The sequence below is a fragment of the Streptomyces sp. NBC_01618 genome (assembly GCF_045209435.1).
Taxonomy (GTDB): Bacteria; Actinomycetota; Actinomycetes; order Streptomycetales; family Streptomycetaceae; genus Streptomyces.
Genome location: NZ_CP109297.1, coordinates 1,928,965 through 1,943,344, shown reverse-complemented (window position 1 = coordinate 1,943,344; position 14,380 = coordinate 1,928,965). Strand labels below are relative to the sequence as shown.

Genomic DNA, 14,380 nt, shown 5'->3' with positions numbered 1-14,380 from the left:
TCTCTCCTGGATGTGGGTGGTGCGTCGTCGGGGATGGGCGTGCTCAGGCGATGGCGCAGGCCGAGCGCGGCGGTCCCCTCCGTCCCACGGAGTGCACGAGCAGACGGGCATGGACGAGCAGGTGCGGGCCGTGTCCGGCGGGGCGCACCCTGCGGTGCACGGAGCGGCGGGCCGTACCCGCCACAGCGACCGCGGTCAGCAGCGGCCGGAACGCCAGGACGGCGGCCGCGCCCAGCAGGCCGACGAGCGCGGACTCGCCGCGCCGGAGCCAGGCCGCGGCGAGCAGCCCGACCGTCACATGGGCGGCCAGCAGCAGCCACGGCACCGCGGGGCCGGGGGAGGCCAGCAGCGCGGCCGCCGTATGTCCGGTACCGGTCACCGAGGCGAGCGGGGTGCCGACATCGCCGGCCCGTGCCGCACCGGCGCCGAGGTCACCGCCGCCGCACAGCACATCGACACCGACCGAGCGCAGCGGCCCCGCTATCGGGCCGCCCGCCGCGCCGTAACAGAGGTGCTGGCCGGTGGTGAACACGGTGTCGGCGGCCAGCTCCAGCGGGACCAGCAGCCCGGCGATCGCCCCGAAGCCGCGCTCCCGGCCCGCCAGCGCGTACGCCACGGCGAAGACCAGGCCGGCCAGCAGGGCGACGACGGTCAGCGGCAGCGAGACCTGGGAGAGCAGCACATGGGACCCGGCCGAGAGCGTCACGACGAGCGCTGTGAAAAGCGCCGCGCGAACGACTCTGAGCTGCGTCCCGGATATGTCCATCGTCGAGGAGTGTCGCATGTGAACCTGTCAGCGCCCCCGAGGGGGCGGCTGCGCGCGGAGCCCTGCAGTCCGGAGATCCGGCCGTTGCGGAAGAGGTCCACGAAGATCTGGTGGTCGGCGCGGGCCCGGGCGCCGTAGCCGTGGGCGAAGTCCACCAGCAGACCGGCGAAGCCCTCCTCGTCCGCCGCGATCGCCGCGTCGACCGCCCGCTCCGTGGAGAACGGCACCAGTGAGTGGCCGCTCTCGTCGTCCGCCGCGGAGTGCATCGTGGCCGTCGTCCGGCCGAGGTCGGCGACGACCGCGGCGATCTCCTCCGGCTCGTCGATGTCGGACCAGTCCAGATCGACCGCGTACGGAGACACCTCGGCGACCAGCTGACCGGCGCCGTCCAGCTCGGTCCAGCCGAGCCACGGGTCGGCGTGGGCCTGCAGGGCGCGCTGCGAGATGACCGTGCGGTGACCCTCGTGCTGGAAGTGCTCGCGCACGGCCGCGTCGGTGATGTGCCGGGAGACCGCGGAGGTCTGCCGGCTCCCCGAACGCGGTGTCGAAGACCTCAAGGATCCGCTCCCCGCGCTACGCCGCGCCGGTCTGCGCTTCCGACATCTCTGGGTGCCTCCTGGTACCTGACATGCATGACACATGGGATGGGCTTCTCGGCCCCTTCAACGCGCGACCGTAGCCGGGAGTGCCCCTCGGTCGTCACCTCGGAGACGTAGACTTCCACGCTGTCCCCCAGTCCGTCATCGCCCGTTCTCCCGGAGGCACAGCGCCGTGACCAAGCCGCCCTTCACGCACCTTCACGTCCACACCCAGTACTCCCTGCTGGACGGTGCTGCGCGGCTCAAGGACATGTTCAACGCGTGCAATGAAATGGGCATGTCCCATATCGCGATGACCGACCACGGCAATCTGCACGGCGCCTACGACTTCTTCCATTCGGCGCAGAAGGCGGGCGTGACGCCGATCATCGGCATCGAGGCGTACGTCGCTCCGGAGTCGCGCAAGCACAAGCGGAAGATCCAGTGGGGCCAGCCGCACCAGAAGCGCGACGACGTCTCGGGTTCGGGCGGTTACACCCACAAGACGATCTGGGCATCGAACGCGACGGGGCTGCACAACCTCTTCCGGCTCTCCTCGGACGCGTACGCCGAGGGCTGGCTGCAGAAGTGGCCGCGGATGGACAAGGAGACCATCGCCCAGTGGTCCGAGGGCCTGATCGCCTCGACCGGCTGCCCCTCGGGCGAGGTGCAGACCCGGCTGCGGCTCGGCCAGTTCGACGAGGCGGTCCAGGCGGCCTCCGACTACAAGGACATCTTCGGCGAGGACAAGTACTTCCTGGAGCTGATGGACCACGGCATCGAGATCGAGCGCCGGGTCCGTGACGGGCTCCTCGAAATCGGCAAGAAGCTCAACATCCCGCCGCTCGTGACGAACGACTCGCACTACACGTACGCCAGCGAGGCCACCGCGCACGACGCGCTGCTCTGCATCCAGACCGGCAAGAACCTCTCCGACCCCGACCGTTTCCGGTTCGACGGCACGGGCTACTACCTCAAGACGACGGACGAGATGTACGCCGTCGACTCCTCCGACGCCTGGCAGCAGGGGTGCGCCAACACCCTGCTGGTCGCCGAGCAGATCGACACCAGCGGGATGTTCGAGAAGCGCGACCTGATGCCGAAGTTCGACATCCCGGACGGCTTCACCGAGGTCACCTGGTTCCAGGAGGAGGTCCGGGTCGGCATGAACCGGCGCTTCCCGGCCGGCGTCCCCGAGGACCGGCAGAAGCAGGCCGAGTACGAGATGGACGTCATCATCCAGATGGGGTTCCCGGGGTACTTCCTCGTCGTAGCCGACTTCATCATGTGGGCCAAGAACAACGGCATCGCGGTGGGCCCCGGGCGTGGCTCCGCGGCCGGTTCGATCGTCGCGTACGCGATGGGCATCACAGACCTCGACCCGATCGAGCACGGACTGATCTTCGAGCGGTTCCTCAACCCCGAGCGTGTCTCCATGCCCGATGTCGACATCGACTTCGACGAGCGTCGGCGCGTCGAAGTAATCAGGTACGTGACGGAGAAGTACGGCGCCGACAAGGTCGCCATGATCGGTACGTACGGCAAGATCAAGGCCAAGAACGCGATCAAGGACTCCGCCCGCGTCCTCGGCTACCCGTACGCGATGGGCGACCGGCTCACCAAGGCCATGCCCGCCGACGTCCTCGGCAAGGGCATCGACCTCTCCGGCATCACCGACCCCAAGCACCCGCGGTACAGCGAGGCGGGCGAGATCCGGGGGATGTACGAGAACGAGCCGGACGTCAAGAAGGTCATCGACACCGCCAAGGGTGTCGAGGGGCTGGTCCGGCAGATGGGTGTGCACGCCGCCGGCGTGATCATGTCCAGTGAGCCCATCGTCGACCACGCCCCGGTCTGGGTGCGGCACACCGACGGCGTCACCATCACGCAGTGGGACTACCCGCAGTGCGAGTCGCTCGGCCTGCTGAAGATGGACTTCCTCGGCCTGCGCAACCTCACGATCATGGACGACGCCATCAAGATGGTGAAGGCCAACAAGGGCATCGACCTGGAGATGCTCGCCCTTCCGCTGGACGACCCCAAGACGTACGAGCTGCTCTGCCGCGGTGACACGCTCGGCGTCTTCCAGTTCGACGGCGGTCCGATGCGTTCGCTGCTGCGCCAGATGCAGCCCGACAACTTCGAGGACATTTCCGCCGTCTCGGCCCTGTACCGGCCGGGCCCGATGGGCATGAACTCGCACACGAACTACGCCGAGCGCAAGAACGGCCGCCAGGAGATCACCCCGATCCACCCGGAGTTGGAGGAGCCGCTCAAGGAGACGCTCGGCCTGACCTACGGCCTGATCGTCTACCAGGAGCAGGTGCAGAAGGCCGCCCAGATCATCGCGGGGTACTCGCTCGGCGAGGCCGACATCCTGCGCCGCGTGATGGGCAAGAAGAAGCCCGACGAGCTGGCGAAGAACTTCGTGCTCTTCCAGGCGGGCGCCAAGAAGAACGGCTTCTCCGACGCGGCGATCCAGGCGCTGTGGGACGTACTGGTCCCGTTCGCCGGGTACGCGTTCAACAAGGCGCACTCCTCCGCGTACGGACTGGTCACGTACTGGACCGCGTACCTCAAGGCGAACTACCCCGCCGAGTACATGGCGGCGCTGCTGACCTCGGTCAAGGACGACAAGGACAAGTCCGCGGTCTACCTCAACGAGTGCCGCCGCATGGGCATCAAGGTGCTCCCGCCCAACGTCAACGAGTCCGAGTCGAACTTCGCCGCCCAGGGCGACGACGTGATCCTCTTCGGCCTCACGGCCGTGCGCAACGTGGGTCAGAACGTCGTCGACTCGATCATCCGGTGCCGCAAGGCGAAGGGGAAGTACAGCAGCTTTCCCGACTTCCTGGACAAGGTCGAGGCGGTCGTCTGCAACAAGCGCACCGTCGAATCGCTGATCAAGGCCGGCGCCTTCGACGAGATGGGCCACACCCGCAAGGGCCTCGTCGCCCACCACGAGCCGATGATCGACAACGTGGTGCAGGTCAAGCGCAAGGAGGCCGAGGGGCAGTTCGACCTCTTCGGCGGCATGGGCGAGGAGGAGTCCGACGAGCCGGGCTTCGGACTCGACGTGGAGTTCTCCGACATCGAGTGGGAGAAGTCCTACCTGCTGGCCCAGGAGCGCGAGATGCTCGGTCTGTACGTCTCCGACCACCCGCTCTTCGGCCTGGAACACGTGCTGTCCGACAAGGCCGACGCCTCGATCTCCCAGCTGACCGGCGGGGAGCACGCCGACGGCGCCATCGTCACCGTCGGCGGCATCATCTCCGGCCTCCAGCGCAAGATGACCAAGCAGGGCAACGCCTGGGCCATCGCCACGGTCGAGGACCTGGCCGGCTCCATCGAGTGCATGTTCTTCCCCGCCACCTACCAGCTGGTCTCCACCCAGCTCGTCGAGGACACCGTCGTCTTCGTCAAGGGACGCCTCGACAAGCGTGAGGACGTGCCCCGGCTCGTCGCCATGGAGATGCAGGTCCCCGACATCTCGTCGGCCGGCACCAACGCCCCCGTGGTCCTGACCATCCCCACCGTCAAGATCACCCCGCCGATGGTCAGCCGCCTCGGCGAGGTCCTCAGCAACCACCGCGGCGACACCGAGGTACGGATCAAGCTCCAGGGCCCCCGCAAGACGACGGTGCTCCGGCTCGACCGGCACCGGGTGAAGCCCGACCCGGCGCTCTTCGGTGACCTGAAGGTGCTGCTCGGGCCGTCCTGCCTGGCCGGCTGAGCCGGACCACGACCGCTGCGCACGAGAGGGGCGCTCCCGCGAAAGCGGGAGCGCCCCTCTCGGTCACCCGGCCTGTGGCCGGACCGGAGATCCGCCCGGGTCAGTTGTGGCCGAAGCGGCGCTGGTGCTTACGGGCAACATCAGCAGGGCTGCCCTGGGCCTGCGACTGAGGCTGTATCTGCGACTCGTACGCGTTCGACCTGGTCTCTTCCGGACCGTGCTCCGGACCGGACGCGCGGGTCTGGCGGCTGCCCTGCTTGCGGTTCTTGTTCTTGGCCATGGTGTTCCTCCTGTGGGGACTCTCGGGGCCAGGACCGCGTTCAGATTCACATAACGGGATAAAGCATGCATGTTGGATCATTACCGTGCGTAGTGAGGGGGTATCATGCGCCGTTTTCCCGATCCGCCACGCCGATGATCGAGTTCCGGCTGTCAACCCCTGCGCGGTCGGGCAGACTCGAAGGAAACCCTTGGCAAAGACCACACCCGAACTTCTGGAAGAGGGTGGAACGCGTGGACCGTTGCGTCGTCCTGGTGGACGCCGGCTACCTCCTGGGGGCAGCCGCGAGTCTGCTGGCCGGAGAACCCGCCCGTTCCCGCATCACCGTCGACCACGCCGCCCTCATCCGGGGCCTGCGGGAGCTCGCCGAGGCCGATACGCAGCAGCCGCTGCTGCGGATCTACTGGTTCGACGGCGCCCCCGACCGCGTACCGCAGCCCGAGCACCGCAGACTGCGGGTGATGCCCCGGGTGACCGTCCGGCTCGGCGCTCTGACCCGCAGTGACGGGCGCTGGGCGCAGAAGGGCGTCGACGCCGCGATGCACGCCGAACTCACCGAACTGGCCAGGAACCGCGCCTGCTCCGACGTGGTGCTGGTGACCGGCGACGGCGATCTGCTGCCCGGCCTGATGTCCGCCAAGGAACACGGCGTCGCCGTCCACCTGTGGGCCGTCCAGGCCGCCGACGGCGACTACAACCAGTCCGAGGATCTGGTCGCCGAGGCCGACGAACGAAGGGTGCTCGACCGGGCGTGGATCACCCAGGCCGTACGGGCCAAGGAGACCGGCGGCGTCTGCGCCCCGCCGCCCGCGCCCCGCCCGGAGATCGCCGCGATCCTCTCCGCACCGCTGCCCGAGGCGGCCCTCGCCGCCTCCGCCGAGCGTGCCTCGCAGGCCCAGGAGGCGGCCGACACCAACGGCGCCGTCCCCGCGCCGGCGGAGAGCACCACCACCCCCGCCGACCGGCCCGGCCCCGGCGGAAGGGGCGTCCCCACCCCCAAGGACCTGGCGGGCAGCCTGCGCGGCCCCGGCACCCAGGCCGTCCAGCCCCCGCCCGCCGGCGCGACCCTGCGCTGGTCCTCCGACAAAGGCTGGATGGACCGCGGCGGACTGGGCGAGCCCGCCGAAACGGCCTCCCTCCCGACACTGGCCCAGCTCACCAGCGCCGAGCAGCGCTGGGCGGACCGTGAGGAGGACATCACCACCGTCGGCGGCGACCCCTTCGAGGTGGGCCAGGTCTTCGCCCGCCGCTGGATGGAGCGGCTGCCGGAGACCACCCATCTGCAGAAGCTGTCGACCATGTATCCGCGCATCCCGCACCGCATCGACGGCGAGCTCCTGCGGTACGCGGCACGGTTCGGCCTCCTCGCCCACAAGGACGACCAGATCGACGAGCACGACCGTTACGCGATCCGGGCGGGATTCTGGCGGGAGATCGACGTGCGGGCCGCGGCCGAGCACACCCCCGTGACGGAGCGGACGGGTCCGTCCGCCGACTGACGCCACGGCGGGCCTGCGGGCCGGCAACCCGGCCGGCGATCGCCCCGCCGGTGCCCGGCCGGCCCGGCCCCGGGCGCGATACGAGGCATCCGACCCCGTACTCTCGTACCTCGTGAGTACGGGCACAGCACAGGCGCAGACGGCGACCGGGACCGTGTGCGCGGTGCGTGATCTGGTCAAGACCTATCCCGCCGCCCGCGGCCGCCGCGGTACGCCCGGCACCCCCGAGGTGCGCGCCACCGACGGGATCAGCCTGGAGGTGCGGCGCGGCGAGATCTTCGGGCTCCTCGGCCCCAACGGCGCCGGGAAGTCCACCCTGGTACGGCAGCTCACCGGGCTGATGCGGCCCGACTCCGGCAGCGTCACCGTGCTGGGCCACGATCTCGTACGCCATCCCGAGCGGGCCGCCCGGCTGATCGGGTACCTCGGCCAGGAGTCCACCGCCCTCGACGAACTGACCGTGTCGCTCGCCGCCGAGACCACCGGACGGCTGCGCGGCCTGCCGGTACGGGACGCCCGCGCCGAGCGCGACGCCGTACTCGACGAACTCGGCCTCACCGAGATCGCGGCACGCCCCCTGAAGAAGCTCTCCGGCGGACAGCGGCGGCTCGCCTGTTTCGCCGCCGCGCTGGTCGGCGAGCGGCCGGTACTGGTGCTCGACGAGCCGACGACCGGGATGGATCCCGTCGCGCGGCGCGCCGTCTGGGCCGCCGTGGACCGGCGCCGGGCCGAACGCGGCGCGACGGTGCTGCTCGTCACCCACAACGTCATCGAGGCCGAGACGGTCCTCGACCGGGTCGCCGTGATCGAACGCGGCCGGGTCATCGCCTGCGACACGCCGACCGGCCTCAAGGAACGGGTCGCGGGCGAGGTCCGGGTCGAGCTCGTGTGGCGGGAACGGGCGCCCCTGGACGTACCCGAAGTGGCCGCCCTGCGCGCCTCGGCCCAGGAGTCCGGGCGGCGCTGGGTGCTGCGGCTCGGCCTCGACGAGGCACGGGCGGCGGTCGCCGCCGTGACCGGCGGCGCGGCCTTCGCGGCACTCGACGACTTCACGCTGGCGACGCCCAGCCTGGAGGACGTCTACCTCGCGCTCGGCGGGGACGCGACCAAGGGGCTGGTGAAGGCATGACCGGAGCGGGCGGGGCGCGCGGGGCGGTCGGGATGAGTGGGGCGGCTGGGACGAGTGGTGCGGCCGGGGCGGTCGGGATGAGTGGGGCGGCTGGGGCGGTCGGGATGAGTGGGGCGGCTGGGACGAGTGGTGCGGCCGGGGCGCGCGGGGCGGTCGGGATGAGTGGGGCGGCTGGGGCGAGTGGGGCTGCCGGGCGCGCGTGCGTGGCCCGGCCGGGAGCGAACAGGAGCAGCGCCAGGTGACGAGCATCGTTCCCGCGCAGGCGGTGACCGGACCTGCCCGGGCGGCCGAGGACGGCCGGGCAGGCCGCGAGGACGACGGCCACGACGGGGCGGCCCCCGCGCCGCTGGCGCCGCGCGCCCGGCTGTTCCCCTCGCTCGCGGCCGTCTACCGCGCCCAGCTGTCCCGGGCCAGGGTCGCCCGTATCCCGCTGCTCTTCGTCGCGACCTTCCAGTCCGTCGGGATCATGGTGCTGATGCGCGGGGTCGTGGACGGCGGCTCCGAGGCGCGGGCCGTCGTCGCCGGATCCAGCGTCCTCGTGGTGGCCTTCGTCGCGCTCAACCTGCTCGCCCAGTACTTCGGGCAGCTGCGGGCCGGCGGCGGGCTCGACCACTACGCGACCCTGCCGGTGCCGCCCGCTGCCGTGGTGCTCGGCGCGGCGGGGGCGTACGCCTCCTTCACCGTGCCCGGCACGATCGTCACGGCCGTGGCGGGGAGCGTGCTGTTCGGGTTGCCGCTGACGCATCTGTGGGTGCTCGTCGCCGTCATTCCGCTCTCCGGGGCGGCGCTCTCCGGGCTCGGCGCCGCGCTGGGGCTGCTCGCGCCCCGGCAGGAGCTGGCCACGCTGCTCGGGCAGCTGGGCATGTCGGCGGCGCTGCTGCTCGGCGTCCTGCCGCCCGACCGGCTGCCCGCGCCGATCGGCTGGGCCCGCGATCTGCTGCCCTCGACGTACGGGGTCGAGGCGCTCTCGCGGTCCTTCGACGCCCACCCCGACTGGGCGGTCGTCGCGCTGGATCTCGCGGTCTGCGCCGTGGTCGGCGTCCTCTCGCTGGCCGTGGCCACCTGGGCGTACCGCAGGGCAGCGGTCCGGTGAGGCGCGGCACAGGGACGCCTGGCACGATGGCACGGTGACAGCACCTCTGACGCCGCCGCACCAGCCTTCGTCCAACGGCCCCTGGCAGACGCCGCCGAAATGGGGTGGGCCCGGTGGTCCTGGTGGCCCCGGCTCCGGGGGCCTGGTGGAGTCCCAGGGGGAGAACGACCGCCGGTCGGATCTGCGGCAGGCCGCTGTCGTCACCGTGCTCGTGACCGTCGCCGGCATCGGGCTCGGACTCCTCTGGGTGTGGCTGGCCCCGCGGGTTCCGCTGATCTCCGACGGCACGGCCGTCTTCCTCAGCGACAGCGAGGGCGAGGAGGCGATCGGTGCCGACGGCACGTTCGTGCTGCTCGCGCTGGCCTTCGGCGCGCTCTGCGCGGCGCTGGTCTTCTGGTTCCAACGGCGTGGTGGCATCGCCCTCGTGGTGGGGCTCGCGCTGGGCGGGCTGTTCGGTTCGCTGCTGGCCTGGCGGCTGGGGGTGTGGCTCGGACCGAACCAGGACGTGGTCGCCCATGCGCGGGCGGTCGGCAAGGGTGTGGTCTTCGACGCGCCGCTTCGGCTGCGGGCGAAGGGGGCCGCGCTGCTGGTGTGGTCGATCGGGGCGATGGCGGTTCATCTCGGGCTGACCGCGTTGTTCGGGCCGCGGGATCCGGAGCCGGAGTGGGGGGCGCATCCGGGGTGGGGTGCGGGTGGGGCCGTGCCGGGTGGTTCGGGTGCGGGCGGGGGTGTGCCGCCGGCGCCGCCGGCTGGGGCCTAGCCAGGCGGGGTGTGGGGCGCGGGTGCGGGTGCCTCGTGGTGCGGGGTTTGGCCGCTGCGCGGGGCTGTCCCCTACCCGCCCCTTCCCGAAACCGGGGGGCTGTGCCCCCGGACCCCCGGTCCTCAAACGCCGGACAGGCTGAAATGTGCCGGGTGAGCTGAGATGTGCCCCGGACGGGCTGTGAGGTTGTCTAACCCCGGCCGATCTCCGCGAACACCGCGCCCGTCAGCGACGCCAGGTCCGCAGGGGACAGTTCGACCTCCAGGCCGCGGCGGCCCGCCGAGACGTAGATGGTGTCGTGGGTCCTTGCCGACGCGTCCAGTACCGTACGCAGCCGCTTCCGCTGGCCCAGGGGGGAGATGCCGCCCCGTACGTAGCCGGTGGTGCGTTCCGCCGCTGTGGGGTCGGCCATCGTGGCCCGTTTGCCGCCGACCGCGGAGGCCAGCGCCTTGAGGTCGAGGGAGCCGACCACCGGGACGACGGCCACGGTGAGGGTGCCGTCCACCTCCGCGACCAGGGTCTTGAAGACCCGGTCGGGGGAGACGCCCAGGGCCTCGGCCGCCTCCTCGCCGTAGGAGGCCGACGCCGGGTCGTGGTCGTAGGAGTGGACGGTGAACGCCGTGCCGGCCACGGTCAGCGCGACCGTCGCCGGGGTGCCGCCGGGCTGTTGCTGCTTCTTCGGCTTCTTCGCCACGGGGGAGGGTCCTCGGGTCGGTCGGCTGTCGGCCGGTCAGTTGGGGTGGATGGGGGGACGCGTCAGGTCGGCCGCGGGCAGGGACGGCAGATGCCGGATGACGGCGGTCTCGGAACGCAGCAGCGTCAGTTCCTCGCGCAGCCGGGTCGCGGTGTCGGGTGCCTGGAGCAGCCGCTGCTTCGACGGGATGTCGAGTACGGCGGCCGCCGCGACCAGGTACGAGACGACGGAGGGGTCGTCGGGCAGGTTCGCGCCCGTCATCAGGGACCGTTCGCTCGCCCCGGCCAGCCGCTTCTGGTAGCTGCGGAAGGCCCGCAGGACGCCCTCGGCGAGTGCGCCCGCCTCCTCGCCCGGTTCCTCCTCCAGCTCGTCGAGTTCGGCCGTCAGATACGGGCCGCTCGCGTCCACGGAGAGCAGCTTGGCGCGGGTGGTGCCGGTCGCGAGGACCTCGAAGCTGCCGTCCGGCCGTTCCCGGATCTTCGCCGCGTCGGCGATGCAGCCGACCCGGTGGAAGGTCTGGATCGGGTCGGGCCCGAAGCCGTCCGCGGGGCCGCGCTCGACGGGGGTGCTCGTCGGATCCGGCATTCCGGCGGCAGTCGGGGCGATCTCGTGGCCGTCGCGGATCGCGACCACGGCGAAGCGGCGGGGCTTGTCGTCGTCGGTCTTCAGCAGCTCGCGCATCATGGCGCGATAACGCTCTTCGAAGACGTTCAGCGGCAGCACGAGGCCGGGGAACAGCACCGCGTTCAGCGGGAACAGAGGCAGGCGAGCGGTGGTCACAACGGTCAAGCGTAATGGCCGCGGGGCCGGCCCCGGTCGGCCCGGCCCGGCAAACTTGTCACACAGGCCACTCGGAGCCGCGCGTCGTTCCTCGCGTCGAGGAACCGGCCGAGCGGATCGTCGGAGACGGACGACCACGGGAACGACGCCGCGTGGGGTCCGATCCGCCGGAACTGTTCCAGCGCCTCGCCCCAGCGGCCCCGGGCGATCAGCACGAACGCCAGCAGGTTGCGGACCTCGGCGGGCCAGGGGTCGCCGGGCGCCAACGAGGCGGACAGCGTGATCGCCAGATCCACCGCCGCGTCGATCCGTTCCTCCTGCACCGACGTGGTCCGGGCGTGCGGTCCCTCGATCAGCAGGGCGAAGGCGGCCCGCAGCGGCAGCGCCTGCACCAGTGAGCCGGGCAGCGAGTCCTCGGCGGCCCGCTCGGCGAAGTCGAAGCATTCGCGGTGCGAGCCGTACCAGGCGGCGGAGAGGTAGCGCAGCGCCGCGACGTGGCAGCCGTAGTGGTGCGAGGAGCGCCGGATCGCCTGCTCCCACAGCGCCTCGAAGGTGGTGTGCGTGGCGTGGGTGCCGCGCGCGTGGTCGAGCGCGAGCCGCCAGGGCACCGGGTCGCGCGGATCGCTCTCGGCCGCCGCGGTGATCAGCGGCCCCACCTCGCGCAGTTGCTCGGCCCGGACGGGCGACTCCCAGGCCCGGCGGACCGCCAGCTCCGCCTTGACGAGCAGCGCGTCCGGGTCGTGCGGCGCGTCGGCGAGCCAGTCGGTCAGCCAGCCGTCGCGGTTGCGGGCGAACGTGACGAGCCGGCCGAGGTAGCGGTCCCGGTTCTCCCACTCGGCGCCGTCCCGGGTGGTGGCGAGGAGTTTCGCGGCCGGTTCGTAATCCCCGGCGGCGGCGGCGACGAGCGCCGGGGAGAGCCGCTCGTCGGGGGCGTCGAGCAGCACCACGTCGTCCGCGGGCAGTCCGGCGGACCCCTGCGGGGAGCGCCGGATCACGCGCGCGGTACGGAGCAGAGCGCGAAGGAATGGCATGGTGCAGACCATTGAAAAGCGCTGGTCGGGACGGCGCCAGAGGGGCACTGTGAAGCTTTGGTGCCGAGTGAATGGGTTGTATCGGGCTTGGTCAATAAAAGGCAAAGGAAAGCCGGGAACTCGGCTTGCTCCTGCTGATTCGGCGAGACGTTTCCGGTACTTCGGCCGCAGCTCGGCCGGTCGTTCGACCGTGGCCTTTGCCGTGAGGGCCACGGCAAAGGCCGCCGCGAAGGGCGCAGCAGGGGCAACCGCGACGGCCGCCCCGCGGCGGGCCTCGCAGGGATGGGGCGATCGAGGCGTGGCCGGATCCGGTCAGCCCCGGCGCAGCAGCCGTGACGCGCCGGCCGCGATCGTCGTGGCCAGTATCCAGCCGAGCAGGACGAGCGCGGCCGACCCCCACTGCCAGCCGCCCTCCATCCGCCAGTAGCCGTCCTGGCCGAGATTGATCACCGGCACCAGCAGGTCGAGCGCGTAGAGCGCCGGGTTCCACGCCGGATGCTCGTCGTGCTTGATCGCCGCCGGGACGTGCCGCGAGAAGGCCAGCGCGCCCGCCGCCCACAGCACCGCCATCCACACCGCGGCCCGCCCCGGCCGGTAGCCGTACGCCACCGTCCAGTCCTGCAGGAAGCCCCAGAGCTTCGCGGCGGGCGGCAGCGTCTCGCGCCGTCGCCGCTGCTTGGCCAGCAGCACCTCGCGGGCGTCCGCGTCCTCCCCGCAGCTGCGCAGCACCGTCGCGAGGCGTTCGTACGGCTCCGGTACGTACTCCGGGGTCGCCGCCGCCACCCACTCCAGGCGCCGGGAGAGCGGGAAGTGCCCGTACGGGACGAGGTTCTCGTACACGAAACCGCCCATCGCCAGACCGCCGGGCCCCGGCCAGCTGGTGGAGACGTCGATCAGCGTGACGACCTTCGCGCCGTTCAGCACGACCCGGCCCTCTTCCGGCCGCTCCGCGTTGAACCGCAGCTCCGGGGTGACGATCCGGCGCAGCGACAGCTCCTCGTGCCGGGCCAGCACGAACCGTGCCTTGTGCAGATCGACCGCGTCGCCGAACCGCCCGTCGTCCAGGCGCACCCCGCCGCGGCACTCGAAGATCTGCGAACGCGTCCCGCGCGCCGGGGTCGCGGCCATGACGATGCCGTACGGGGGAGTGGTGCCCTGGTTCCCCGTGTCGATGCTGACCCACGCCTCGCTCATGTACAGCGTCCGCTCCACCGTCAGCTGCGGGGCGTTCAGCGCGCGCCGGCCCTCCCTGCCCCGCAGCCGGCTGCCGCGCAGGCTCAGCGAACCGCCGACCTTCGCCCCGCGCAGGCTCAGCTCGCCGCTCGCCTCGATCAGCTCCGCCTGGAGGTCCTGGGCGACCGCCAGCCCGTCGGCGGCCAGGGCGCGCCCGCCCCGGTCCGGCCCGATCTCGATCTGGTTGATCAGCAGATCGGTGCCGATCTGGGCGTCGGTGAGCCGGATCCCGCGCTTGACGCGGCAGCGCGGCAGATGCAGGTCGCCCTCGGTGCGCAGCCGGGCCGCCTCCAGCCGCGGCATCGCGCAGCCGACGATCCGCAACGTCGTGAAATGGCACTCGGGCAGCACCACCTCGCTCTCGAAGCGGCAGCCGGTCAGCTCGACGTACGGGGCGACACGCCCGCCCGCGAGATCGAGCGTCCCGGTGATCCGTACGCCCCGGAGCTTCAGCGCCGCGACCCGGCCGGGCCGCGGCGGCGGCCCGGACAGCAGCAGCCGGGCGACGACGCGCCCGTCCACACTTCGTTCCGGTCCCCAGACGCGCGGCGCGAACGGATCGTCCCGCGCGGGGTCGCGGGCGCGCAGATCGTAGGTGCTGCCGTTCCGGAAGGCCTGCCACATGCCCAGCTCGGCCGCGCTGAGACCGTCCGGAAAATCGCCGTCGTGCGGTTCGGTCACGGGGTGCCCCTTCCGCTCGGAGCTGTTCTTCCCTCTGGGTGACGACGTGAACGCTATGGGGCAGCAGTGACACCCGGGAGATGTATCAGCCAGTGATACGGGCGACCGGACGCCGCGGGCGGT

The 14,380-nt window shown here is 71.7% G+C and carries 11 protein-coding genes and 1 pseudogene; 5 read left to right on the top strand and 7 right to left on the bottom strand.

Annotated elements, in window-relative coordinates; genetic code table 11:
* Nucleotides 1-43: 43 nt before the first annotated feature.
* Entirely contained in the window at nt 44-766 is a 723-nt protein-coding gene (locus tag OH735_RS09205) for a hypothetical protein (RefSeq protein WP_406380896.1), read from the bottom strand.
* A gap of 65 nt (nt 767-831) precedes the next feature.
* A pseudogene (locus OH735_RS09200) lies at nt 832-1,290 on the bottom strand (DUF2252 family protein); the annotation flags it as partial.
* A gap of 247 nt (nt 1,291-1,537) precedes the next feature.
* On the opposite strand from OH735_RS09200, the gene dnaE reads away from it, so the two are divergent.
* Nucleotides 1,538-5,077: a DNA polymerase III subunit alpha gene (gene dnaE / locus OH735_RS09195; protein ID WP_406380895.1), complete on the top strand. Its 3,540-nt coding sequence runs from the start codon at nt 1,538-1,540 to the stop codon at nt 5,075-5,077.
* A gap of 100 nt (nt 5,078-5,177) precedes the next feature.
* Here dnaE and OH735_RS09190 read toward each other — a convergent pair whose 3' ends face one another.
* Nucleotides 5,178-5,357: a hypothetical protein gene (locus OH735_RS09190; protein ID WP_406380894.1), complete on the bottom strand. Its 180-nt coding sequence runs from the start codon at nt 5,355-5,357 to the stop codon at nt 5,178-5,180.
* 224 nt (nt 5,358-5,581) lie between these two features.
* Between OH735_RS09190 and OH735_RS09185 the strand changes: the two genes are divergently transcribed.
* The 4 genes from OH735_RS09185 (at nt 5,582) to OH735_RS09170 (ending at nt 9,838) form a co-directional block, all read left to right on the top strand.
* Nucleotides 5,582-6,856, top strand: a complete 1,275-nt coding sequence (locus tag OH735_RS09185; RefSeq protein WP_406380893.1) for an NYN domain-containing protein — start codon at nt 5,582-5,584, stop codon at nt 6,854-6,856.
* A 154-nt stretch (nt 6,857-7,010) separates the two neighbouring features.
* On the top strand, nt 7,011-7,985 hold the full coding sequence (locus tag OH735_RS09180) for an ABC transporter ATP-binding protein (RefSeq protein ID WP_406386485.1): 975 nt from the start codon (nt 7,011-7,013) through the stop codon (nt 7,983-7,985).
* A 346-nt stretch (nt 7,986-8,331) separates the two neighbouring features.
* The gene (locus tag OH735_RS09175; protein WP_406386484.1) at nt 8,332-9,078 is read left to right on the top strand and encodes an ABC transporter permease; all 747 of its coding nucleotides are present in this window, start codon (nt 8,332-8,334) and stop codon (nt 9,076-9,078) included.
* 34 nt (nt 9,079-9,112) lie between these two features.
* Nucleotides 9,113-9,838 carry an ABC transporter permease gene (locus OH735_RS09170; RefSeq protein ID WP_406380892.1) on the top strand — a complete coding sequence of 242 codons (726 nt, stop codon included), beginning with the start codon at nt 9,113-9,115 and terminating at the stop codon, nt 9,836-9,838.
* A gap of 190 nt (nt 9,839-10,028) precedes the next feature.
* Here the strand turns inward: OH735_RS09170 and ybaK are convergent, their stop codons facing one another.
* The 4 genes from ybaK to OH735_RS09150 form a co-directional block, all read right to left on the bottom strand.
* The gene (gene ybaK / locus OH735_RS09165; protein WP_406380891.1) at nt 10,029-10,532 is read right to left on the bottom strand and encodes a Cys-tRNA(Pro) deacylase; all 504 of its coding nucleotides are present in this window, start codon (nt 10,530-10,532) and stop codon (nt 10,029-10,031) included.
* Between the two features lie 36 nt (nt 10,533-10,568).
* On the bottom strand, nt 10,569-11,312 hold the full coding sequence (locus tag OH735_RS09160; RefSeq protein ID WP_406380890.1) for an LON peptidase substrate-binding domain-containing protein: 744 nt from the start codon (nt 11,310-11,312) through the stop codon (nt 10,569-10,571).
* 5 nt (nt 11,313-11,317) lie between these two features.
* The gene (locus OH735_RS09155) at nt 11,318-12,355 is read right to left on the bottom strand and encodes a hypothetical protein (RefSeq protein WP_406380889.1); all 1,038 of its coding nucleotides are present in this window, start codon (nt 12,353-12,355) and stop codon (nt 11,318-11,320) included.
* Between the two features lie 300 nt (nt 12,356-12,655).
* Complete coding sequence (locus OH735_RS09150) at nt 12,656-14,257, bottom strand: oxidoreductase (protein ID WP_406380888.1); 1,602 nt, start codon at nt 14,255-14,257, stop codon at nt 12,656-12,658.
* Nucleotides 14,258-14,380: the final 123 nt, after the last annotated feature.